The sequence below is a fragment of the Pseudomonas azerbaijanoccidentalis genome (assembly GCF_019145495.1).
In the GTDB taxonomy this organism is placed as follows: domain Bacteria; phylum Pseudomonadota; class Gammaproteobacteria; order Pseudomonadales; family Pseudomonadaceae; genus Aquipseudomonas; species Aquipseudomonas azerbaijanoccidentalis.
This window is the reverse complement of sequence record NZ_JAHSTU010000009.1, coordinates 293,781-316,489: the sequence shown is the minus strand read 5'-3', so window position 1 is coordinate 316,489 and position 22,709 is coordinate 293,781. Positions and strand designations below refer to the sequence as shown.

The 22,709-nt window shown below is 55.0% G+C and carries 18 protein-coding genes and 1 pseudogene; 11 read left to right on the top strand and 8 right to left on the bottom strand.

Annotated elements, in window-relative coordinates; translation table 11 throughout:
* From KVG88_RS25960 to KVG88_RS25935, 6 genes are all read right to left on the bottom strand, one after another.
* A partial coding sequence (locus tag KVG88_RS25960) for a DUF6531 domain-containing protein (protein WP_217873151.1) occupies positions 1-2,401 on the bottom strand: 2,401 nt, incomplete at its 3' end.
* 5 nt (positions 2,402-2,406) lie between these two features.
* The gene (locus KVG88_RS25955) at positions 2,407-2,874 is read right to left on the bottom strand and encodes a DcrB-related protein (protein WP_150736170.1); all 468 of its coding nucleotides are present in this window, start codon (positions 2,872-2,874) and stop codon (positions 2,407-2,409) included.
* A gap of 35 nt (positions 2,875-2,909) precedes the next feature.
* A complete protein-coding gene (locus KVG88_RS25950; protein WP_217873150.1) occupies positions 2,910-3,491 on the bottom strand; it encodes a hypothetical protein in 582 nt (193 codons plus the stop codon).
* A 12-nt stretch (positions 3,492-3,503) separates the two neighbouring features.
* Positions 3,504-5,360: a type VI secretion system Vgr family protein gene (locus tag KVG88_RS25945; protein ID WP_217873149.1), complete on the bottom strand. Its 1,857-nt coding sequence runs from the start codon at positions 5,358-5,360 to the stop codon at positions 3,504-3,506.
* Between the two features lie 33 nt (positions 5,361-5,393).
* On the bottom strand, positions 5,394-6,098 hold the full coding sequence (locus tag KVG88_RS25940) for a hypothetical protein (protein WP_150705102.1): 705 nt from the start codon (positions 6,096-6,098) through the stop codon (positions 5,394-5,396).
* Positions 6,099-6,100: 2 nt separating this feature from the next.
* Positions 6,101-7,120 (bottom strand): hypothetical protein, encoded by a 1,020-nt coding sequence (locus KVG88_RS25935; RefSeq protein WP_075949364.1) that lies wholly within the window; start codon positions 7,118-7,120, stop codon positions 6,101-6,103.
* A 595-nt stretch (positions 7,121-7,715) separates the two neighbouring features.
* On the opposite strand from KVG88_RS25935, the gene KVG88_RS25930 reads away from it, so the two are divergent.
* From KVG88_RS25930 to KVG88_RS31135, 4 genes and pseudogenes are all read left to right on the top strand, one after another.
* A complete protein-coding gene (locus KVG88_RS25930) occupies positions 7,716-8,549 on the top strand; it encodes a hypothetical protein (protein WP_225934153.1) in 834 nt (277 codons plus the stop codon).
* A 14-nt stretch (positions 8,550-8,563) separates the two neighbouring features.
* Positions 8,564-9,121 (top strand): hypothetical protein, encoded by a 558-nt coding sequence (locus KVG88_RS25925; protein WP_224792408.1) that lies wholly within the window; start codon positions 8,564-8,566, stop codon positions 9,119-9,121.
* A 540-nt stretch (positions 9,122-9,661) separates the two neighbouring features.
* A complete protein-coding gene (locus KVG88_RS25920) occupies positions 9,662-10,126 on the top strand; it encodes an SMI1/KNR4 family protein (protein ID WP_217873148.1) in 465 nt (154 codons plus the stop codon).
* 52 nt (positions 10,127-10,178) lie between these two features.
* A pseudogene (locus KVG88_RS31135) lies at positions 10,179-10,403 on the top strand (ADP-ribosylarginine hydrolase Tri1); the annotation flags it as partial.
* A 215-nt stretch (positions 10,404-10,618) separates the two neighbouring features.
* Here the strand turns inward: KVG88_RS31135 and KVG88_RS25910 are convergent.
* A complete protein-coding gene (locus tag KVG88_RS25910) occupies positions 10,619-11,347 on the bottom strand; it encodes a hypothetical protein (protein ID WP_217873147.1) in 729 nt (242 codons plus the stop codon).
* Positions 11,344-12,282: a hypothetical protein gene (locus KVG88_RS25905; protein ID WP_225934152.1), complete on the bottom strand. Its 939-nt coding sequence runs from the start codon at positions 12,280-12,282 to the stop codon at positions 11,344-11,346. Before KVG88_RS25905 ends, KVG88_RS25910 begins: the two co-directional genes overlap by 4 nt.
* A gap of 1,567 nt (positions 12,283-13,849) precedes the next feature.
* Between KVG88_RS25905 and KVG88_RS25900 the strand changes: the two genes are divergently transcribed.
* The 7 genes from KVG88_RS25900 (at position 13,850) to tssH (ending at position 22,691) form a co-directional block, all read left to right on the top strand.
* A complete protein-coding gene (locus KVG88_RS25900) occupies positions 13,850-14,602 on the top strand; it encodes a hypothetical protein (RefSeq protein ID WP_150705099.1) in 753 nt (250 codons plus the stop codon).
* Positions 14,603-14,670: 68 nt separating this feature from the next.
* Positions 14,671-15,204, top strand: coding sequence for a type VI secretion system contractile sheath small subunit (tssB, locus tag KVG88_RS25895; RefSeq protein ID WP_007978739.1), 534 nt, complete (start codon positions 14,671-14,673; stop codon positions 15,202-15,204).
* Positions 15,205-15,214: 10 nt separating this feature from the next.
* On the top strand, positions 15,215-16,717 hold the full coding sequence (gene tssC / locus KVG88_RS25890) for a type VI secretion system contractile sheath large subunit (RefSeq protein ID WP_150705098.1): 1,503 nt from the start codon (positions 15,215-15,217) through the stop codon (positions 16,715-16,717).
* A 25-nt stretch (positions 16,718-16,742) separates the two neighbouring features.
* Positions 16,743-17,225, top strand: coding sequence for a type VI secretion system baseplate subunit TssE (gene tssE / locus KVG88_RS25885; protein ID WP_150705097.1), 483 nt, complete (start codon positions 16,743-16,745; stop codon positions 17,223-17,225).
* A complete protein-coding gene (gene tssF, locus KVG88_RS25880; RefSeq protein ID WP_217873145.1) occupies positions 17,225-19,057 on the top strand; it encodes a type VI secretion system baseplate subunit TssF in 1,833 nt (610 codons plus the stop codon). The genes tssE and tssF overlap by 1 nt, the downstream gene beginning before the upstream one ends.
* Entirely contained in the window at positions 19,021-20,091 is a 1,071-nt protein-coding gene (gene tssG, locus KVG88_RS25875; RefSeq protein ID WP_217873144.1) for a type VI secretion system baseplate subunit TssG, read from the top strand. The genes tssF and tssG overlap by 37 nt, the downstream gene beginning before the upstream one ends.
* A complete protein-coding gene (gene tssH / locus KVG88_RS25870; protein ID WP_217873143.1) occupies positions 20,088-22,691 on the top strand; it encodes a type VI secretion system ATPase TssH in 2,604 nt (867 codons plus the stop codon). The genes tssG and tssH overlap by 4 nt, the downstream gene beginning before the upstream one ends.
* The last annotated feature ends 18 nt before the right edge of the window (positions 22,692-22,709 follow it).

Here is a 22,709-nt window from a genome sequence, read left to right as displayed (position 1 = left end):
GTGGCCGTTCACCGCGTTCGCCGTAGCCCGTTTCATCGACCTGCGTCAGATGACCGCCGAGGTTGTAGCTGAAGCGCCGGGTCAGGTTGTCGATGCGTTTTTCTTCGATCAATCGGTCGGACGCATCGTAGGCAAACTGATACGCCGCGTTGTTTTCGTTGACCAAGGCAGTCAGGCGAATCGCCGGGTCGTATTCGTAGCGGATGCGCTGGCCCTTGGCGTCCTGACGACTGCTCGGCAGACCACGGGCGGTACGTAGCAGGCGTGTGGTCTGGCCTTTGCCGTCAGTGTGCGTCAGCACCTGGCCGAGGGCGTTGTAGGTAAACGATTCAGCGCTGCCATCCGGGTGCTGGATGCGCAGCACCTCGCCGTCGGGTTTGCGTTCCAGCGTGGTGGTCTGCCCCAACGCGTCAGTGACGGCGACCAGGTGCTGGCGTTCGTCGAAGCGATACGTGGTGGTTTTACCCGAGCAATCCTGGAAGCGTTCGACTTGGGCCAGAGTGTTCCACCACAGATACTTGGATTTGCCGGTCGCATCGATGATGGTGTGCGGCAGGCCGTCGTCACCGTTCAGGTATTCGGTGGTGTGACCGAGGGCATCGATTTCGGCGATGAGGTTGCCCTTGTCGTCGTAGCGCGCTTGCCAGGTGCTGCCATCGGGGTAGTCGACCTGCGTGACCAAGGGGGTCAGGTGGTGATAGCGATATTTGATCGCGCGCCCGAGCGGATCGGTCTCTTCGAGCAAGCGCGAGAATTCGTCGTACTTGAGCGTGACCCGGTTGCCATCAGGCAATGTCAGGCCCGTCATGTTGCCGCTGTCATCGATGTCGATAACGTAGTGCTCGCCTCCGAAGTCGCGACTTGAGGTGACGCGATGATCGGCGTTGTAATGAATCTCGGCTTCGCGCCCGAGCACATCGGTGATCCACGTGGTACGGGCCTTTATGTCGTAGCGGAACTGGTACCGCTCGCCATCGCTGGTCCAGTGCTCCACCACGCGTGGCTGGCCGCCAATCTGTTCCCAGCGATAGTTACAGGTCAGGCCCAAGGCATTGCTATGACTGGCCATCACGCCATCGACATAGCTGAAACGGCGTACCGAATCGCCGTTGCGGTTGATCACTTCGTTGAGCTGGCCATGGTCGTCGTAGCGGTACTGCACCAGGGTTTCAACGGCCTGGTTGTCGACCACGCGTCTGACGTCGGTCAGGCGACCCAGCGGGTTGTCGTAATGCAGGTGCACCCGCACGCCACCGGTGGCGCTGATGTCGGTAAGCGTGCCCTCGGTGGTGCGGGTGAAATGCAGGAAGTGGCCCAGTGCATTTTCGATGCGTTGCAGCGGCACGGGGATGTTGTCGTCCGCCACTTCACCGAAGTAGAAGAAGGTGTTGTCGAGGGTTTGCAGCAGATAGTGGCCGCCTTCGGTACAGACCAGATGCACCTGCTCGTGGGGGTTGTAGATGCGTTCCCCCGGTTGCACGTCGACGAATGGAACACTGCGGCCCTGATTGTCGGTGAGATAAACGAAAGCACCACTGCGACGCAGGCTCTGCTCCCAGGGCAAGACCCAACCCTTGCCAAGCACGCTGTCGACGCTCAGGTCGCTGGCATAGAAACGCGACCATTGAATGGGCATCAGGCCCGGGAGGCTGAAGTCGGTTTCGTCGGTGATGACCTTGCGGCCGGTGGTGGCGTCGACCGGATTACCGACCAGGCCACCCACCGCACGCTCGATCGCAGGCCCCACGACGTAACGCGAAGCGACCTCGCCGGCGACGAACCCGGCGGTGAATTTCAGGACACAGGGCATGACGGCTTTCATGCCGGCCTGGGTTCCGGCCTTGATCAACTGGGCGATACCACCCGCCGCACCCGCGACCGCCATCAGGATGTCGACCGTGGTCCGCAGCCAACCGGGAATTTCGTCGTCCACTGGCAGGTAGCGATAGGTTCCGCCACCGATGAAGACATTGTCCGAACCGCTCGAGAGCGTTGCGCCGCAGGTCAGCTTGTCACCCTTGCGGGCGGCCGCAGTGCCGTTGATGAAGACGTTGGTCGAACCCTCGGCGACCTTCACCGGGCCGGGATGCTTGTCGCAGGCGCCGGTGCTTTTCTCCACATGAGCCGCTTTGCGACTGTTGATGAAGACGTTGGGCGACGCGGTGACGATGGTCCCCGCGGGTGAAGAAAACATGCTGCCTATTTTCTCCCCGGCCGCGGTGAGCAGGCTACCTCCGACGCCTGCGGCCAAGCCCGCCAACAATGCCACGCCAAACCCACAGGTGAACGTCGCGATCGCCACCGTGGCGATCAGCGCGATACCCAGTGCTGCACCGATGAGAAACCCGCCCAACGCACTGGTGTGCGACAGTTCATCACCAAACCTTGCGGCTTCAAACATGACCGTTACTCCTGGGGGCTGGAGTCGGTCATCGGGGCGCCCGGCTGGCGAGGCTGAAAGCTTGCCAGCAGGTCCATCCAGTTCTGGTTCTGCTCGCTGCTGAAGTCAGCCTGGGCGGTGGTGGAAAAAATGATCGCGCGTCCGGGTTCGATCAGAAACGCTGCCTGGCGCTGATAGAAAGGACGGCCATCGGTCATGTAATACGCATCGATCTGCACGCCGTCGATCGGTGCCGTGGCCGACAGCGCTACGGCTTTTTTGCCCAGGAGCGTGTAGCCGCGCAGCTTGGACGCGAGCATTTTGATCTGACGCTCGACGTAGGCTTTGAGCACCTCGCCGGGCAGCAATGTGTCCCGGGAAATGGTGATGCTCAACGGCGCTGGAATGCTTGCTCCCAGCACGAACATGTTAACGGTTCGATCCTGGAAACCCTGTGGCAACACAATGCTGCCTTCCTGCAACTCATAATCCATGTGATGTAAATTCCTGAATTCAAAAAAAGGGCATTTCAGCGGGCCGCGAGGCCATCGAGCATGCCGTCAAAATCAACCAGCCAGAGACTGAGCGCGGGCCGGGCGGGATCAATCTCGCAAGCAATACTCAGCCATTGCGCATCGTCACGCCCGGCGACAGGCACCAGGGCATCGACCAGGCGCGCGTGACGATCGGCATGGCCGGACTTGAAGTGCAGATCCACCGACTTCGCCGCACTGCCGGCCACGCGGACATCGCGCTGGCGGATGATGCGCACGTCCGGATGGTCCTTGCGAAACGCCTGCACCGAGGCTTCGAAAAGCTGCTCCAGGGTCTGCCACTGTTGCACATCACGACGCTTGATGCTGAGGCTGACCGACTCGCCTTCGTGCTCGAGGGTGGTCTGCACCTCGCGGAAATTGAACCCCGTCGGGAATCCCAGATTGAAGCCACCGAAGTTGAAACTGCTGGGCGTGTCTTGCAGCGCCACCACAGGTTCGGGTTCGGGCTCCGGCTCGGGCTCAATGACCGGCGCGTTCTGCAGCTCAATGCGTGCAGCTTCTTCCTGCGCAATGCGTTTTTCGGAAATTCGATCGTAAAGGCTGGTTCTGATCATGGCGCCACTACCTCAGTCATTGACCCTGACCTCGGAACCAGTGATCTGGGTCATGCCGGTACTCGTCGTGGTGATCGCCTTGCCCTTGATCTCGATGCCGTCCGGCGTGAGGATGATGCTGCTCTCCCCTACCTGAAGAATGATGTGTTGCTTGGCGTTGACCTGAATGAACTGGTTGTCGACCTGAATCGTCAGCGAGCCTTCCTGGACGTTCATCACCGTGTCTTTCTTGATCGTTTCAGTGTGCGTGCCACCCACCGTGATCGTGCGGTTGCTGCCGACACTGTGGCTCTCGTCGACCTCGATCTCGGTGTCCATGTTGCGCTCGGCATGCATGATGATCTGCTCGGCACCGGCCTTGTCTTCGAAACGGAAGAAGTTCGCCGTACCGCCGTCGCCTTTCATCGACCGGGTCAGGAAACCGCTTTGCGTCTTGTTGGCCGGCAACGACCATGGCGGCGTGTTCTGGCTGTTGTAGAGGCTGCCCATGACCAGCGGGCGATCTGGATCACCATCAAGGAAAGACACGACTACCTCGTCGCCAACCCGAGGAATCAAGACACTGCCGAAACCGCCACTGGCTCCGGATTGTGCGACACGGACCCAACAGGAACTCTTGTCGTTGAACTCCCCGTAGCGATCCCAGTGAAACTGCACTTTTACCCGGCCTAGTTCATCGGTGTAGATTTCTTCACCCGGTGGGCCGACGACGATCGCGGTTTGTGGGCCATTAATAGATGGTTTACGCGTGGTCAGTTGGGGACGGTAGGTGATCTTACTACGCACGCAAACAAATTTGTTCAGATAACCAGCTTGATCGCCGGTCATATAATTATTGCTACCGCTGTGTTCAACGCTGATGAGCAAAAACTGTCGATTCTCAGCAGAGCCCAGATCGTGTTCGTAGTGCTGCGTCAACTCAAAGGTGAAACCCGGCTTCATGGCGCGACAGTTGCTGTCGCCATAAAACGTTTTTCCGAGTAACTCCAACGCCTCGACCCGATTTCGCACAAATGCTTCACCGTCTTCATAGGAGCCGTGAGTGTACTGTCCGGGAAAGTCGTAGACTTCAAATTTTTCAACATTCCCTTGTTGATTGAGGCTCTGCATGGTGACAGGTAAGAAGTTCCGCGGCTGTCGGTAATCAAAAGTACGCACAGCGATCTTGCCTGACTGCAACTGACGAGTTGCGCTCCAACGAGTGATCGAGTCTGCCGTTTCTGTCACCGATGCGCTGTGAAAACGAATCTGCGGTTGCTCGGGTAATGGATCTAAAGTTCTGGAGTTATCCGCGATAACCATTAGGTGCGAGTCAGCAGTATGTTCAAAATAGTAAAACAACCCCTCGCTCTCAAGCAGTCGCTGTACAAAATTGAAGTCACTTTCGCGATACTGAGTAATGAAACTGCGCTGCTTGAGTGTTTTGCTCAGGCGAAACTCAAATTTCGGCAAAGTACCAAAATTACCAAAAACGTCGACGAGCACGTCTTGTACCGTCTTGTCCTGAAAAATCCGTGAATCAAATCGGCAGGTAAGCATCCACAACCATGGTCCCAGCACCGCACCGTAGCGAATGACTCCACCATCGCTGCCTTTACTACTGAAACGATTGATGTATCCGTTTAAATAACGTGTAGAACCATCCGCGAGCTCAATTTCAACCGTTGCGAGACGGCCGATCAAAGATTTTAGCTTTACATCCGCCCGGTGGCTTAACAGACCTAGATCAAACTGGAAAGGCTTCGATAATGCTTCAGCTCCGGAGAAGTATTCCAGCAGCAGTTCTTCGTCTCCGGGCTGGGCAAACGTGTTGAGTTTGAAGAGCCGTTTATTTTGCGGGCTCATCATCGCAAGCAAGTCCATTAACATTTCACTCTCCTTGAAACTGAAGTCTGATAAATCTCAACGATCAATATTTGCAGTGAACATCCGACCAATCAAAGAGGAAGCGCGCTTTTTACGAATCTCTTCAATATTCATAAATGTAAAACAAGAACCTTCTCGCGCCTCCTGCTCCTTCAGGGTTCTTAACGCAGATATACTGGAACGGTGATAAAACAGCATAAACAACGATATGACAATAAAAAGAAACACCAGCATTGAAGTCGACGACTTATATGCGTAAAAAACTGGATAGGTTAAAGAGCCCAAAGCAGCGCCAACCACACCTAATAACCAATGATTTTCCTGGATAGCCCCTATCACCTCGACCCGCTGCCCTCGAACGACTAAAGGGCTATGACCTCCACGCCACCGGTATAGGAAGCCATAGACAATCAAGGACAAGAATACGGGAACGAAACTTATAAAAACAGCTAACGGAGCATTCAACTTTAATTGCTTATAGCAAGTCACCAACGCAGCGACAAATGCAAAACCAGGCGCAATGGCAAGATTGGTAAATAGCCGAAGGCTAGCGTATTTGGTGAACCTTTCCGTCCGATAAGCACAATTTATGCACCAATACGTTAACCATAGGACAGCAAAAACTGCAGGCAAAGTCATAATTTCCGGCAGAATCCCAATCGAGAATGCAGCCAGCAAAGAAAACAAAAACCAAGTACCGAACACCGTGGACAAAAACCGCTGAGACTCAACACTAAACATAGTCAATCCTTCCCCAAAAGAACATCTCCGAAAGAAGTCCCCCAACCTGTAACTTCATCACTCATGACCACCTGTATCAACAAGCCTGCTCCAATACCCAACGCAATCACCACAACTGCAGGGGCACTAACGGTTGCACCAATAATTACACCACTGGCAAAAACCAAACCATTGGTAGGCTGACTGTAAGCAGTTTTTTCAAGGAATTCATCGGTACTCTCTGAACTTCTAATATCCATGACGAGTTGGGGACCAAATGCAAGCAGCGGCCCAGCTGCATTGCCAACAAGTACGCGACCCACGCCCCTTTGACCATACGCAGCGGCATCAACATGACTTGTCGCCCGCAACGCCTTGGCTGCGTTATGAGTAGGTATATGAATGACATCACCCACTACTTTGCCAGCGACTCTATAGATACTGGCTTTGGCTGATGCCGGTATTTCGAGATAAAGCGCACCCGCTATTCGAACAACTTTAATTCGCCCACGAAATGTTTTCTTTGCTGAGACACTACCAGATTTGCCACGCGAGGCAATCCATTTTTTAAGTTGCTTCCTAGTTGATTTATCAATATCAAGAAGGTCTTCAACCTTGGCTGCTCGCGAGCCAGCATGAATAAGCCCCCCAACACTTGCCAAGGTACCGGGCAGGTTCGCCGGTGAAAACAGCAATGGTCCAACTACAGGAATTGAAACTGCCTTTTTCTGTATCTTTGCAAATTGCTCTGCCGTGACATTTACAGCCTTTTTCAGTTTAGCAATAAGGGAGATCAGCAGTATCCAGTATTCCTCATATTCGTCTTCACTCAACTCTGCCTCAGGTGAACTCAATTCCTTTATGAGGAACTCAGCAGCACTCAGATCATCGGTAGAGTAGAGCCCTCCGATAGCCAATGAAGAAGGAAACGCTCGGGAAGCAATTTCACTTGGCCATGGTAGTGCCCCCTCACCTAACAACCCATCGTGGGGGCCAACACCCATTGGATCGGCGGCCGTACAGGGATAAAGTCCATTATTCATGCAACAGCTCCTTTAAAAAGTGAAAATCCCTGGATCCTGCGCGGTCGCACATCTGATTATTTCGCTTTTGAAATACTTTCAAACCCTGTCATGGCTCAGCTTGCCGCAATGACAATCGCAAAAATCTCAAGCCCCTCCTGACCGCCAAAGATCACCAGAATCGGTTATTGTTCGGTAGGTAGCGGGGAATCGAAGGCGGTTAGCTGATTTTTCTGGGCGGTCAACTGCCCGTTATCATTCGTTGCATCCCGCAAAAATTGGCCTCAAGTCAGCGATGGAAACCTCTTGAAAGTTCTTTGTCAAGGTAACGAAACACTTCTCAGTGATGGCAATTTGCCTGTTTGATTTTATTTTTCGGTCAGTGCAGCCTGCACTTCAGACGCTTGCCACGTAAGGCGAGTAGACAGGCTTACAGGGAGTTCGTCATGAGTTTGAGTGATACACAACTCGATCAGCTGGGCCGTGACATGGACAGCAATCAACATGAAATGGTCGTTCTGAGCATGGATGACGCAAACGCGTTGATAGCACAACGAAACGGCACCGCAGATACTGGCACCCGGCCACCAACCATGTGCCCAGGACCCAACCGGAAATGCTGGATGGTCTTTGGGGCAACACGCAATCAATCTACAACGCGACCGTACATTCTTTCGTCAATACGAACTGGGGAGTACCGGCAGCGTTGGGCGCCTATGATGCGTACAACGTTGGCCGCTTGCTCAGTGACATTGGCGGAATTGGAACCAAGATTCGCGTCTTAATTAAAAACGGAAAGCAATATGTCGTTTTAACCGGATATCCGGGGTTGCGGAACCGCTTGAAAGGAACTCGTTACGGGATTCGAAATGCTCAGTTAGTTGAGGTTGGAATAGGCAAATATGGGATTCGAGGATCTTCAGTAAAAGGCTTTAAACTTTCTTGCTATGTCGCGGTTGGCATTGAAGTATTGGAATGGGTATTTAATGACGAGGCTGTACTTTCTGATCTTTTTGCAGGCGTTGGCGTTGAGTTAATTAAAGCAGGGATAGCGACTGCGATTGGGTATGCGGCTGCAATGGCGGCAGGGGCGCTTTTTACCGCCGCCGCATTTCCGGTCGCAGTTGGAGCGGTGGTGGTATTCGGCATAGGCATTGGGTTGAATGTTTTGGACAATCAGTACGGCATCAAAAATAGTGTAAAGTCTGGAATGCGCTACGCCCTTCATAACATAGAACAACTACACGAAAAAGCGACCAGAATCAGCATTAAAGACTTGCAAATATATACTGAAAAAGTGGCCACCAGCGTCATAGGCGAACTTATTGATCAAGCATACGACGAAACAAAATCCTGGATTGTCCGGAAAATACAGCCCAACGACCTTCCATTACCTAGCTGGCCAAAAGCTCCGGAACTACCAAATATATCAAAATTGAAATTTTTTTGAAGTCTAGATCACTTATGAACAATAAATCATGCGTATCTGCGCACTCCATGTCTCCTCTGGCCTTCAGACTAGGTGCTTTGGCCTTTGCCTTCTTCATGATACTCACGGGCTTTTTTTCGCTGTATTGGCTTTATGAACACGTGCTCCCAATTTACGGACGCATTTACCGAAACGCTCCCGTTGTAGAGACTCCTTATCTAGCGTTCGGCCTATTGATGGCTCCGCCTATTGTATTAATCGGGATAATAGGTGCCTTTATTGCTGCTTGGACGGGAAAAAAATTTGACCCTCCAAAAAACTCCTTCTTGCTGCGCCTTCAAACTCTGATGTTATACCTGTGTTTCAAGACAATAATATATATTGTACCCGCCACTATGATCCTGACCACTCTTACATTGCTCTATAAAGACTACACACCTTGCCCGAAGCTACTTATCTCTGGGTCGGCCTGGCAGTTGTTCTGGGTAAATGACGAAAACGCCTGCTTCAAGCCTACTCGCTATATCAATGATCATTGGCCTTGTAAAATGATCGGCGAGCAGGAGGTGTGCATACAGGTAGACGGAAGATGAACGTCTTAAGAAAGATTCAACTGCTTTAATCAGCCAGCCTGATCAAACAACATTAGGTTGCGGGTGAGGGAACCGGCGCCGTTGAAGACTGTTGATCCTGCTGAACAGGGAGCTAAGGCGAAAGAGGCACCAGCGGTAAAATCTGCGAAAAGAACTGATATCACCCATCGTCTAGCTAGCGAGGTAAATTCAACCTTTCCTGAAGGTTGGGCACCACCATACAAACCCGGCACTAGAGTCACCGAATTTACAAATACTATGGATGATATGTATGTCCGAGTGCATGGTGAAAATAATATGGCCCGCTCGGCACGTGATATCACACCGTCAACGGTTACACCTCTGTAATGTTGCAAATACCGCTTCACAAAAATTTCGGATCTTCACCGCACGATGAAATGATGGAAATTTAGCGATTGACAACAGCATCCCGCTAAAGAACTCGAATGCTCGTCGAACACCATCAAAACTGAATCCAAAACGACAATTTACGGACAAAAAACCTCACTTAAAAACAAAAAAAAACGTCCGAGACAGACAATGAATAAACCAACAATACTTGAACTAGAGAACCTGATAAAACAACATCCGGATATCGCCGCGCTTGGATCACCCGCTGACGCTGTATCTGATGACTGGCTGATAAAAGCCGAAAAAAAAATCCGCCATAAACTGCCTGCATCCTACATATGGTTCCTTCTCAATTATGCAGGAGGAGAAGTCGGGACGGATGAAATATATAGCATCTATGGAATGAACTTCGAGGACATCAATGGTGGAGATATAGTTTTCCAGCACATCAATCGCCTAAAACACAAATCAACAACCACTAAAAAAGTAGTCATCAGCGAAACCGACCTTGGCGAGGTTTTTTTCTTCGATTACGACACCTATAACGGCGAAGAATGCCAGATTTTCGTTAGAATCCCGTCGGGGAAGAACTTATTGTATGCGAACAATTTTTACGAATTTCTCGCCAAGAGAATTAAGGCGTATTTGCCATAAGGAACGCTTTGTCGTGGAACATCACTGCCTCGCACCGAGAGGTTAAAAAACCATGTTTGATCTCAGAAGCTCAAACGAAGCGCTCACCCAATACACCGAGCGTTACGACCACCTGCTCCCTCCGCCCTCTCCTCAGCTGCTTCAGCGCATGGACCCTATGTTGCAGCCGGACGCACCCAGATATCCGAACAGGAAGCCTGAGTGGCTGACTTCCAGGCCTTGCACCCTCACTGAAGAGCTGGCGCAGGACCGCGCAAAAGGTTGCCTGCTGGGAATCAGATCAAGCTGAAACCCGAAATCAGTCGATAAACCTTCACACCCGGCAAAGGATTCAAGCAACAACTCCTGGCCGCCCTTGAGGGCCATGGTCAGCTTGAACAGGCGCCTGTTCAGCGCGGACAACAGTGAGGAAAGATCCATCGCTTCAACTACTCCTTAAACCGGTAACACGTCATCAGGCTTGGGCGGCCTGCTCGTATTGATCATCGAAAATCAGACACCCGGCGACTTGCGCCAGTAAGCGAACCACTTGAACAATCTGCTCAACCACCAACGACTGCGCGCTTCGCGAATGTCGTCGATTTGCATGAAGGTGTACGGGGTGGGCATGGTTTTTTCTTGGATGCGGAGGGTGCGCAGGCCTCTGATTATGTGGCGTGCGTAGAATAAAAATGTGACGGAAACAGCTAGCATCCCAAACAGGGCAACCATACCGGTAGTGAGGAAGCCGGCTGATTTAGTAAAAATACTCGCCGCCAAGGTGGTTGCGCCAGCCACCAAAAGAGGGCTATATGCGGCCGATGTTTTTTGCTTGTTTTGCGGACGTGGCTGCACCTTGATTCCATCATATTCGAATGGATGAAATGACGATTTGCCATTTGCCAGGACCAAATATGTTAGCAATGTGACGGCCATTGGAAAAAGCCCTACCATGAGGGCAGCAATACTTGTCTTTCCCCAGAAACTTGCACCAATCACATAAGCTGCAGTACAGGCCAAATAGGAAAATGCACCTGCGACCGCAACAAGTATCGAAGTTAAATAAAAAGTAATTCTCTCACATACATAAACAAGATATATAGTACACATGAATGCAAGCAACGACATAATAAAAAATGCCTGCCAAAAATACTTTAAATTTGAAGGCCCAAATACCATAAAAAAAACCAAGAACCCGAAAAAACCCCAACTAATTTTCTTAATATTCTGGGAATCGATCATTCGTCATCCTCAATCTTCAACGCGTCGCTAACCGTCTTATCAAGTCCGGTTTCAACTATGACCCATTGTACAAGTACACCTGCAACAAAGCTGACGGCCACCACCGCTACCAAGGGCGCAGCAGGAAGCGCAAGGGCAGTCGCACCAGCTGTCATCAACCAACCAGCGCCAACTCCGGCAACTGCCGATGCAATGTTAGTTGGCTGACTTTGCACAGACTTGTTATAGAACTCCGTACCTGTTATTGAACTTGAATAATCCAGAAATGCGTGCGGCCCTATAGCCAGAGCAGCACCGACAGAATTCCCCCCCATGAACTTCAACATGCCGGTAGCGCCATTCGCATGCAGATGTGTACGTTGGTTCAGTGCAGCCTTGGTATTCCCGATAGGGATATGAGCGACAGACGGCCCCACCGCACCTAGAATTTTATAATGCTTCGCTACGGCCGTCACAGGCACTTCAAAAAACAACTGACCTTCTTTAGCAATGATTTTTATGCTGCCTTTAAATGTTTTACCGGCCGACTGTGCGCCGGGGGTTCCTCGGCTATTGGCCCACGCGTGAAGCTTCGCTTTTTGGGCGGGAGTCATGTCCAGAAGATCAGTAACCTTCCTCGCCTTGGCTGCTGCCATAACGCCACCCGCTGCAGCCGCAATGGTTCCGGGCAAGTTACCTCCCGAAAACATCAGAGGTCCAATTACTGGAATTTTTTCGGCAGCCTGTTGCAGGGCTTGCAGCGCTTCAACCGATACATTAGTGGCGAACTTCAGCCTCTGCAGAAGCTCGCGGAGCAGCAGAGCAGCACGTCTGAATTCATCAGGGCTCATATCCTCGTCGCGAGATGACAACTGATGTACCAGGTACACTGCAGCCGTGTAATCATCGGTCGCGTATTCTCCGGCGAATTGCCCAGGCTGCATGTAGAAATCCATTGCGGACTCGCCTGCAAACCCCTGCTGCCCACGCCCTAGTAGGCCCGGTTGCCTGCGCTCACATCGCATGCTGGCCGAAGTGGGAGGTCTCAGAAAGTTACTCATGCGTGCGCCGTCACTGTCTGCCCGGTCAGGTTCTGAACCGCGGCATCAATCGATCCAGTCGTGCTCCATAATTCGCACCCACGACGCAGATCGATATTTTGCAATCGTTGGCAATTTGACGGTGTAAGCAGTCTAGAGATGTCCATATTTCTGAATATATCCTTGGATACGACCGCAATGCCACTGCGCTGGAGTGACGAGTCGAGGCGTTGGAGAACCACACTCGGAACGCCAAAATTAACGCTTCCAGCGAAACGGTCCTACTGCTGGCATCGCATCGAACTGTACTAAAGCCCTAGAACTCTGCAGGACAGAGGCTACAGCCTTCCGAGCACCATCATGCTGCTTTCGGCAGGCGTGTGTCTCACCGGACTGAACCGCTGAGACATGGGAAAGTACCATCAGTGCTACAAAAAAAAGAAAGTGGTCACAGTTGCTTTAACGTTACACCCCAATTGCCCAAATGAGACACCGCTGAGCCGATGGTTTCAACCTTAGGACGATCAACTTCAGCATGCTCAGACGCAATTCTGGAATTTTGACACCAAATGCGGAGAACAAAAAACCCTGACTCCAAGAGTTTGCAGTTCGGTCTTGTTCATGGGATTCAACTGTAATCGAAAGTGAATAGCACCAAGCCTTCAATCGGCTCTATCTACGCCGGCCGTCCGGTAATGGTAGCCATGACACCCGTACCGCTCGTTCACAATCAACGACGTTGTTCTATATGAAAACGCAAAACCCTTGCTGGACGAAAACAACGAACTGCAAGGGCTGCTATCAGATCTTCATCAGCTTTGCGCAGGGAGCCTTTGAACCCGGCGCCCCACGCTTGCCGATGCTGAAAGCCTTCAGGCCTGCTCGAATCGTTGCTGCAGCAAGTGCCGCGCAGTACCTGCAATCAGGTAGGTGCCGATCATGTCCGCCAACTCGGGTAATCCACTCGCGCAATCGTGCGCGAAAAGGAAGCGATGTATATCCCGACATCCCGAAATGCCATCACTTCGTGCCAGTAATATGACACTTATCCTGCAATCTTTTCTTCTCTGGGCAATTCAGCACGCATTGGGTGAACCGGTTCACCTTTTTCAAATTATTTTCATTTAAAAATTGGATCCATGGCGTGCCTGAAACCATTGAATTAACTGGGTTTCGGAACTATCCGACAGACACACCCCACAAGTAATGGCAAGCCGACATCATTGCGGCGTGTAACAAAAACGAGAAAAAATCCGTTCTCGAATGAACTTTTCGATACGTGGTGTTGCCATACACGACGTTACTGGCAACTCAATATCCATATGCCAGCATCACACTCCCGGCGATCCCCGGCAGTGTGTTTTTTTGATTTCGAACATTAGCAATCACTTCTCGTGGACAACGGTTTACTCGAGAAATCAGTCGATCGACATGCCCCGGTTTTTATCCAGGAAGGCGTGAAGTGTTCAAGGACGATGTACCGATGACTCAGACGTTTTTTGATGTTGAAGCATTGATCAAGCTGCGAAGCCAGACCCGAGCCATTTCTGATGCGCTGAAGGCGCAGGCTTCGGATTATCTGGCGACCCTGGCATTGCTGATTCGTCCGCAGACGTTTTTCGGTGAGTACCTGCAGGGCGCGCAACGCAGTAGCGGCCGCGAAACCCAGCACCATTTCAAGGAACTCAAGGAACTCTACGACCGCATCGGTTCGGGCGCTCCGTTCCAACTGGTCAATGAACTCGAAGTGCCGCTCAACCTGCTCAGCACCACTCCGCAACTGTATGCGCTGGAGTACGACAAGGTGCTGTCCCAAAGCGGTCAAACCATTCGCATCACCAGTCCCGTGCGTTGGGTGGTGGGCTTCAGCTCTTTCGACCTGGCGCGTTTCCGTACGGTGATCAAAGACCCCAATCGCAGCAGCGCCGAGTTGTACCGGTTCGTGGTGCATTACCTGGTGCTCTTCTACTGCCTGAGCAAGTCGCCCGGCATCAGCCGCCTGCTCGAAGGCCTGCGTTTCCCCGTCAGTTTCGAACGCTTGAAGGACTTCGGCGACCTGCCCTTCTGCGTCATCAGCTCACCGGTTCGTTCGCAATTGCCCGACGAAGCGGTAATCCGCAGCAGCACCCAGATCGCCGGCAACACCAGCTTCGAAGAGTTGGTGGGCCTTGAAAACATCATGGACATGAACGATGAAATCCGTCAGCGCCTGCTGCTGACGATCGAAGGAATGTAACGCGCTCGGCCACCCATTGAACCGACACGCAAACGACTTGCAGCGAATTGTTCGCACAGGAGATCACGATGGCGAAGAAGGAAAGTACCCAGCACAAACTCGACCGCGTTCGCGCGCCTCGGGTCCATATCACCTATGACGTGGATATCGGTGACGCTCAGGAAAAGAAAGAGCTGCCCTTTGTCGTCGGTGTGCTGGGCGATTTCTCCGGCAACCCGCTGGAGCCGCTGCCGAAGCTCAAGGACCGCAAGTTCATTTTCATCGACCGCGACAACTTCAACGGCGTGCTCAAGGGCATCAAGCCGCGCCTGACCTACCGCGTCGACAACACCCTGGCGAAGAACGGCACGCAGCTGGGTGTCGAACTCAACTTCAACGCCCTCGAAGACTTCGAACCACAGAACGTGGTCAAGCAGGTCGAGCCGCTGCGCAAGCTGCTGGAAGTGCGCAACAAGCTGGCGGACCTGCGCAACAAAATGGGCGGCAACGACAAGCTCGAAGAGCTGCTGATGGACGTGTTGCAGAACACCGAGAAGTTGAAAACCCTGGGCAAGGAATTCGGTCGCGAAGCCGCCGTTCCAGCCACCGACGGCAAAGCGTAGGAGCCTGACGATGAACGACAAGCAAACCGTGACTCAACAGGACAGCGAGCTGGTTGAAGTGGAAAACTTCACCGCGCAATCCTCGCTGCTCGACAGCATCATTTCGCAAAGCCGCGTGGCCCGCTCCGAGACCGAGCGCACCCGCACCCGCGACCTGATCGGCGAGTTGGTCAACCAGATCCTGGAAGGCGAAATGACGCCGAGCAAGGACCTGATCGCCGTGCTCGACGCGCGCATCGCCGAGATCGACGCGATGCTCTCCGAGCAAATGAACGAAATCATGCACGCCAACGAATTCCAGCAGCTGGAAGCGTCCTGGCGCGGCCTGAAGTACCAGGTCGACCAGACCGAGACCAGCACCACGCTGAAGATCCACCTGCTCAATGCCTCGAAGAAAGACCTGGTGCGCGACCTCAAGGCCGCTTCCGAATTCGACCAGAGCGCGCTGTTCAAGAAGATCTACGAAGAAGAGTACGGCACCTTCGGTGGTGCACCGTTCGGCATGCTGCTGGGTGACTACGAGTTCAACCGCAGCCCGGAAGACATGTACCTGCTCGAAGAGATTTCCCACGTCGCGGCGGCCGCCCATGCACCGTTCATCTCGGCGGCCTCGCCTGAGCTGTTTGGCTGGGATTCGTTTACCGACATGTCCGGCCCACGGGATCTGGCGAAGATTTTCGACACCGTCGAATATGCCAAGTGGAAGTCGTTCCGCGCCTCCGAAGACTCGCGTTATGTCGGCCTGACCCTGCCCCACGTGCTCGGTCGCCTGCCTTACGGTCCGGATACCACGCCGGTCGAGGAATTCAACTTCGTCGAAAGCGTTGATGGCCGCGACCACAACAAGTATCTGTGGATGAACGCCGCCTACGCGCTGGGCACCCGGGTCACCGATGCGTTCTCCCGTTACGGCTGGTGCGTGGCGATTCGTGGTGTCGAGGGTGGTGGTCTGGTTGAAGGTCTGCCGACCCACACGTTCAAGACCGATGACGGTGAAATCGCCCTCAAGTGCCCGACTGAAATCGCCATCACCGACCGCCGCGAGAAAGAGCTGTCGGACCTCGGGTTCATTCCGCTGGTGCACTGCAAAGGCACCGACTACGCCGCGTTCTTCGGCACCCAGTCGACGCAGAAGCAGAAGCAATACAACACCGACATCGCCAACGCCAACGCCCGGCTGTCCGCGCAGTTGCAGTACATCTTCGCCACCTCGCGCATCGCCCACTACATGAAGGCGATCATGCGCGACAAGATCGGCAGCTTCGCCTCGCGCAAGGACGTCGAGCTGTTCCTCAACAAGTGGCTGTCGAGCTACGTGTTGCTGGACGACACCGCGAGCCAGGAAGCCAAGGCCAAGTTCCCGTTGCGTGAAGCGCGTGCCGAGGTGTTTGAAGTGCCGGGCAAACCGGGCGTCTACAAGGCGGTGACGTACTTGCGCCCACACTATCAACTGGACGAACTGACCGCTTCGTTGCGCCTGGTCGCTGAATTGCCGCAATCGACGCGCGGCTGATCGAGCACATTGCCAGGGAGGCACCATGACCAGTCAACACAAGCTGTTGCCATCACTGCTGGATCGATTGCTGGACGATCGTCCGCATCAGTCCGTCGAAGCGTCATCGCAGCGCTTGTGTTCGCTGGCCGATTACAAGGCCAGCATCATTCGCGACCTGGAAATTCTGGTCAACACCCGCCAGTCCCTGGTCGCCAACGAGCTGGACGGTTTCGTCAACCTGAGCGGCAGCATCCTCGATTACGGCATGCCGGACTTCACCAGCCGCAGCGTGCTTGACCCCAAGGATCGCCTGCTGATCCAGCGGCAACTGGAGAAAGCGATCACGGTCGGCGACCGGCGTTTTCGCAGCGTCAAAGTGCAACTGCTCGCCCAACAGACCGGCCAACGCATGCTGACCTTTCGTGTGGACGCGGTCCTGCGCCTGCAAGACGTTACCCGTCAGGTGTCCTTTGACGCGGTGCTGCAGGTCAACACCCAGGAATACAAAGTGCAGAACCTCAACTGATGCTCGACGATCTGCTGCCCTATTACGAAAAGGAACTGTCGCACCTGCGCTTTTTGGGCCAGGAGTTCGCGAGCCAGTACCCGAAAATCGCTTCGCGGTTGCTCATCGAGGGCGATAACTGCGAAGACCCGCATACCGAGCGCTTGATTGAAGCGTTCTCGTTCCTGTCGGCGCGGGTGCACAAAAAACTCGATGACGAACTGCCGGAAATCGTCGAGTCGTTTCTTGAAGTGCTGTACCCGCATTACCTGCGCCCTACCCCGTCGATGTCGATCGTCGAGTTCAATCTGGGCAAACAGGAAAAAGTCACCGAAGCCTTCCGTGTGCCCCGGCATACCGAGCTCAGTGCCAACCCGATTGATGGTGTGGTGTGTAAATTCCGTACCTGCTACCCGGTTGAGCTGTGGCCGGTGGCGGTGCAACAGGCGTCGTTCATCGAGATGGAGCGCTCGGCGTTCAACGGCCACAGTGCCGATCTGGTCGCACGCTTGCGCATCGGTCTGGCCGCGACCTCCGATGTGATGTTCGGCAAGATGGAACTCGACAGCCTGCGGTTTTTCCTCGACGGCGAAAGCACGTTGATGCTGCAACTGTACGAACTGCTGTTCAACAACCTGGCCAAGGCCACGCTGAGCTTCGAAGATCAGGGGCGCACCCGCGAGGTTGTCTTGCCGGCCAATGCGTTGAAAGCCGTCGGCTATGGTCTGGACGAAGGCCTGGTGGACTATTCGGAGCGCTCGTTCCTCGGCTATCGCCTGCTGCACGAGTACTTCACCTTTCCCGACAAATTCATGTTCTTCGACCTGTCGGGCTTTGCGCGGATTCTGGCGGGCAAGGACATCGAGAAGGTCGAGGTCAACTTCTACTTCTCCGACTATGACCTGAGCGACCGCCTCGCACGCCTGACGCAAAACATCGGGCGCAATAACTTCAAGCTCAATTGCACGCCGATCATCAATTTGTTCCGCCAGCAGGCCGAGCCGATCAAGTTGACCCACGCCCAGCACGAATACGCAGTGACACCGGATGTGCGCCTGCAAAGCTCGGCGGAAGTGGTGTCCATCGATCGCGTGCGGCGCGTGCGCAAGGTCGGCGGTCTCGACCAGGTTGGCACTTGCCACCCGTTTTTCGAACCCCGTGGCGACCAGGGCCCCGGCCAGAGTTTCTGGATTGCCCGACGCCGTGCCGTGCAGACCGGCCAGCGCGATGGCTCGAACGTGTTTATCCGGGTGGTGGACCGAGAGCTGGGGTTGATGGAGTCCAACAACGATACGTTGAGCATCCGCCTGACTTGCAGCAATCGCGATTTGCCCCTGATGTTGCCATTCGGTGGCGAACGCGGTGATTTCAACATTCCCGGTAACTCGGTGATCAAGGACATCCGCTGCCTGCGCAAGCCCACCGCCACCGCGCGCGTGCCGCTGGGCAACGGGGTGATCTGGCGGCTGATTTCACACCTGTCGCTGAACCACATGTCGCTGGTGTCCCGTGGTCGCGAGGTGCTGCTGGAGCTGTTGTCGCTCTACAACTACCGCAACGTTTCGGCGATCCGCAAACAGATCAACGGCATCGTCTCGGTCAGCAGCGAACCGGTGGTTGCGCGCATCGGCCACCCGCGACCGAACTTCGTGCGCGGTGTCGGCATCACCCTCAATTTCGATGAAAGCCAATACACCGGCAGCGGTGTGTTTTTGTTCGGCATGGTGCTCGACCACTTCTTCGGTCAGTACTGCTCGATGAACAGCTTTACCCAATTAACCCTTCGCACCTTGCAGCGCGAAAAGAGAGTCGTCCAATGGCCACCGCGAACCGGCGATCAACCCCTGGTCTAATTGATCAGGCACGGGCTGAGCCGCACCGATTCGAGTTTTTCCAATTGGTGCGCTTGCTTCGCCTGCATTACAGCAGAACCGGGCGCATGGACCTGGAAACCCGACCGCACGAAGACCCTCTGCGTTTTCGCTCGCAGCTGTCGCTCAACTTCCCGGCCAGTGAAGTCAGCGATTTGCAGTTCGAGCGTGAAGGCAAGGTGTCCGTGGCCGGCCTGCCGCTGTCCGAAGTGCAAGTCACGTTCATGGGGCTGGTCGGGCCGTCGGGTGTCTTGCCGCGCCCGTACACCGAGCTGTTGATCGAGCGGCACATTCAGTACCGGGATGACGCGGCCCATGCGTTCCTCGACATCTTTTCGCATCGCATGACCACGCTGTTCTACGAAGCCTGGCAAAAGTACAAGTTCTACATCGAGTACGAGCGCAACGGCAGTTCGGATTTCGACCGCTACCTGCTGAATCTGGTGGGGTTCGGCCCCGAGGCGCAGAAGCAGAAATTCGACAAGCAAGGCTCGCCGCTGCGTCGTGAATTGTTCAGCTACTTCTCCGGGCTGTTCGCGCAGAAGCCACGCAATGCCTTGAACCTGGAAGTGATGCTCAGCTTCTATTTTTCGCTGCCATTCAAGGTCAAGCCCTTTGCCGGTCGCTGGCTGAAGCTCGATACCAGCCAATGCACGCAGCTGGGGCGCAAGAACGCTGTGCTTGGGCAGAGCGCCGTCGCCGGCAACCGGGTCTGGGATTACCAATCGTGCGTGCGCATCGAAACGGCGCCGCTGGAACTGGCCGACTATCAACGCTTGCAGCCGGGCAGCGTCGACTACCAGAAACTGGTTGAACTGGTGCGCTTCTACGTCGGTGCCGAACTCGATTTCCAGTTGGCACCCAAGCTTAAACCCCAAGCCGTCCCTGTCGCCCGCCTCGGTCGTCAGGGCAACGTTTCGCTGGGCCGGCTCGGTTGGCTCAAACGACCAGGCGTCGACGTGGAACTCTCCCGTTGCGCGCTCTTCCACATTCCTTTTGATGGGGTCTCCCTGTGAACCTGAAGTCCCTGTTCGCCAAGCTGAACGACACCAGCCGTACCGCCACCGAAAGCGCCGCGGCGCTGTGCCTGTCGGAACACCATTACGATGTCGAGATCGAGCACCTGTTGTTGCAGTTGCTCGACAGCCACGACAACGACCTGCCAGCCATCCTGCGTCATTACGACGTGGTGCCTGAACGCTTGCAGGCGCAATTGGTGACGGCGCTGGGGACGTTCAAGAAAGGCAATACCCGTACGCCTGCGCTGTCCCCGCACCTGACCCGCATGATCGAGCAGGCATGGGTGCTGGCGTCCATCGAATTCGGTCAGGCGCAGATCCGCACCGGCCATCTGTTGCAGGCGTTGCTCGATGACGACGAACTGCGCCGGGTGGTGATTGCGGGTGCGGCGGAGCTGGAAAAAATCAACGCCGACGATTTGCGCGTGAACCTCAACGCGTTGGTGGAGGGCAGCGCCGAGTCGGCCCTGGCCAAACCGCTGGGCACTTCAGATACCGCCAGCGCCAGCCCGATCAAAGGCAACGGCAAGACCCCGGCCCTCGATCAATACACCATCAACCTTACGCAAAGCGCTCGCGAAGGCCGGATCGACCCGGTGCTGGGTCGTGAATTCGAAGTGCGGCAGATGGTCGACATCCTCACCCGCCGCCGCCAGAACAACCCGATCCTCACCGGTGAAGCCGGCGTGGGTAAAACCGCTGTGGTTGAAGGCCTGGCCCTGCGCATCGTCCAAGGCGACGTGCCGTCTGTGCTCAAGGGCGTTGCCATTCACACCCTGGACCTGGGTTTGTTGCAGGCCGGTGCGGGCGTGAAAGGCGAATTCGAAAACCGCCTCAAGTCAGTCATTGAAGAAACCAAGCGCAGCCTGCACCCGATCATTCTGTTCATTGATGAAGCGCACACCTTGATCGGTTCGGGCGGCCAGGCCGGGCAGAACGATGCCGCCAATCTGCTCAAGCCGGCCCTGGCTCGCGGTGAGTTGCGCACCATCGCGGCGACCACCTGGGCCGAGTACAAGAAGTACTTCGAGAAAGATGCCGCCCTCGCCCGCCGTTTCCAGGTGGTGAAGGTCGAAGAACCGGACGAGGACAAAGCGATCCACATGCTGCGCGGCCTGCTGGTCAAAATGCAGGAGCATCACAAAGTCACGGTGATGGACGAAGCGCTGGTGCAAGCCGTGCGCCTGTCCAATCGCTACATCACCGGGCGCCAACTGCCGGACAAAGCCGTCAGCGTACTGGACACCGCTTGCGCACGAGTGGCCCTCGGGCAATCGGCGCAACCGGGTCCGTTGGAAGACTGCAAGCGCCAGATCGACAACCTGCAAGCGGAAATCTCGGTACTGCAACAGGAAGCCGCCAAAGGCAGCGATCATGCCCGACGTCTGGCCACCCTCAACACCGAGTTGCTGAGCGAACAGCGGAAACGCGAGGCCCTTGAGCAACAATGGCAACGCGAGCTGCAACTGGTGGAAAAACTCGGCGCCCTCAGCCATCCCGAGAATCAGACACCGGATGCCCAGGAGATTGCCGCGGTGCGCGACGAACTGGCCAGCGTCCAGGGTGAGCAACCGCTGGTGCATGCCTTGGTGGATGGCGGCACCATCGGTGAGGTGATCTCAGGCTGGACCGGTATTCCGCTGGGCAAGATGCTGCGCGACGAAATCGAAACCGTGCAACGCCTGCCTGCTCTGCTGGGCGAGCGGGTGCTCGGTCAGGATCACGCGCTGCACGAAATCGGCAAGCGCATCAAGATTTCCCGTGCCCGCATGGAAGATCCGAACAAGCCGATCGGCGTGTTCCTGTTGCTCGGCCCGAGCGGCGTCGGCAAGACCGAAACCGCACTGGCGCTGGCCGACACCTTGTACGGCGGCGAGCGTAACGTCATCACCATCAATATGTCCGAGTACCAGGAAGCCCACACTGTTTCGAGCCTCAAGGGTTCACCTCCGGGTTACGTCGGTTATGGCGAGGGCGGCGTGCTGACTGAAGCCGTGCGGCGCAAGCCCTACAGCGTGGTGCTGCTCGATGAAGTGGAAAAGGCCCACCCGGACGTGCTCGAACTGTTTTTCCAGGTGTTCGACAAAGGTGTGCTGGATGACGGCGAAGGTCGCGAGATCAACTTCCGCAACACCGTGATCATCCTCACGTCCAACACCGGCACCGACCGCATCATGCAGTGGTGCCTCAATGCCCAGCCGCAACCGACACCGGAAGACATCGTCGAAGGTCTGCGTGACGAATTGAACCAGGTATTCAAGCCAGCCTTCCTCGGCCGCCTGACCATCGTCCCGTATTACCCGGTCAAGGACGCGATTCTTGAGCGCATCGTCGCGCTCAAGCTTGCGCGCATTCGCCAGCGCTTCGAGCGCAATCATCAGGCCGTTCTCAGCTATGACGAGGCGCTGATCAAAGCCATTGCCTCGCGCTGCACGGAAGTCGACAGCGGCGCCCGCAACATCGACAACATTCTGTCCAAGACCCTCATGCCGGAACTGGCGCAGCGGGTACTGGAGCGCATGGCGCAGGACAAACCGATCCAGAGTTTGAACATCGAATTGGGCAGCGACGGCGATTTCGCCTATCGCCTGTGCTGATCGAGCATTTACAGGTAG

Bases quoted from the DNA above. Each gene is read 5' to 3' on its own strand.
- tssG (WP_217873144.1), top strand. From the start codon at position 19,021: ATGGCCACCGCGAACCGGCGATCAACCCCTGGTCTAATTGATCAGGCA.
- KVG88_RS25925 (WP_224792408.1), top strand. From the start codon at position 8,564: ATGAACAATAAATCATGCGTATCTGCGCACTCCATGTCTCCTCTGGCC.
- KVG88_RS25930 (WP_225934153.1), top strand. From the start codon at position 7,716: ATGCTGGATGGTCTTTGGGGCAACACGCAATCAATCTACAACGCGACC.
- KVG88_RS25950 (WP_217873150.1), bottom strand. From the start codon at position 3,491: ATGATCAGAACCAGCCTTTACGATCGAATTTCCGAAAAACGCATTGCG.
- KVG88_RS25955 (WP_150736170.1), bottom strand. From the start codon at position 2,874: ATGGATTATGAGTTGCAGGAAGGCAGCATTGTGTTGCCACAGGGTTTC.
- tssB (WP_007978739.1), top strand. From the start codon at position 14,671: ATGGCGAAGAAGGAAAGTACCCAGCACAAACTCGACCGCGTTCGCGCG.
- tssE (WP_150705097.1), top strand. From the start codon at position 16,743: ATGACCAGTCAACACAAGCTGTTGCCATCACTGCTGGATCGATTGCTG.
- KVG88_RS25910 (WP_217873147.1), bottom strand. From the start codon at position 11,347: ATGATCGATTCCCAGAATATTAAGAAAATTAGTTGGGGTTTTTTCGGG.
- KVG88_RS25945 (WP_217873149.1), bottom strand. From the start codon at position 5,360: ATGTTAATGGACTTGCTTGCGATGATGAGCCCGCAAAATAAACGGCTC.
- KVG88_RS25905 (WP_225934152.1), bottom strand. From the start codon at position 12,282: ATGGATTTCTACATGCAGCCTGGGCAATTCGCCGGAGAATACGCGACC.
- tssC (WP_150705098.1), top strand. From the start codon at position 15,215: ATGAACGACAAGCAAACCGTGACTCAACAGGACAGCGAGCTGGTTGAA.
- KVG88_RS25920 (WP_217873148.1), top strand. From the start codon at position 9,662: ATGAATAAACCAACAATACTTGAACTAGAGAACCTGATAAAACAACAT.
- tssF (WP_217873145.1), top strand. From the start codon at position 17,225: ATGCTCGACGATCTGCTGCCCTATTACGAAAAGGAACTGTCGCACCTG.
- KVG88_RS25900 (WP_150705099.1), top strand. From the start codon at position 13,850: ATGACTCAGACGTTTTTTGATGTTGAAGCATTGATCAAGCTGCGAAGC.
- KVG88_RS25935 (WP_075949364.1), bottom strand. From the start codon at position 7,120: ATGAATAATGGACTTTATCCCTGTACGGCCGCCGATCCAATGGGTGTT.
- KVG88_RS25940 (WP_150705102.1), bottom strand. From the start codon at position 6,098: ATGTTTAGTGTTGAGTCTCAGCGGTTTTTGTCCACGGTGTTCGGTACT.